Origin of the sequence: Clostridium sp. 29_15 (assembly GCF_001916075.1) — a bacterium.
Classification (GTDB): Bacteria; Bacillota; Clostridia; order Clostridiales; family Clostridiaceae; genus Clostridium; species Clostridium lentum.
The window spans coordinates 1-365 of sequence record NZ_MNRT01000022.1 but is presented as its reverse complement, the minus strand read 5'-3'; the positions used below and the strand labels follow the sequence as shown (position 1 = coordinate 365).

Annotated in this window: 1 protein-coding gene; it reads left to right on the top strand. The window is 29.9% G+C overall.

Going from position 1 to position 365, the window contains the following annotated elements; all coding sequences use genetic code 11:
- The coding region (locus BHW04_RS03950; RefSeq protein WP_302698947.1) for an immunoglobulin-like domain-containing protein at positions 1-365 on the top strand (365 nt) is incomplete at both ends.

Below are 365 nucleotides of genomic sequence, written 5' to 3'. Positions count from 1 at the left end.
GTAGAAGTAGTAACTGTATTAAAAGATTTATATAAATCTACAAATGAACCTGAAGTTCCAGAAGTAAAACCTGAAGTAAAACCTGAAGTAAAACCTGAAACTCCTGAAGTAAAACCTGAAGCTCCAGAGAAACCACAGGATAAAGAAGCTCCAATATTTGATTATTCTGGTAAAACAGAAGTAATACTAGAAAATGGAGAAAAATATGAAATTCCTGAAATAAAGGCAAATGATAATATAGATGGTGAAGTTGAAGTTATAAAGGTTATAAGAAAATATGATTCTAATGAAGTTGTTGAATCAATAGACACTAACATTGCAGGAAAGTATACTATAACTTATGAAGCTGTAGATAATAGTGGAAA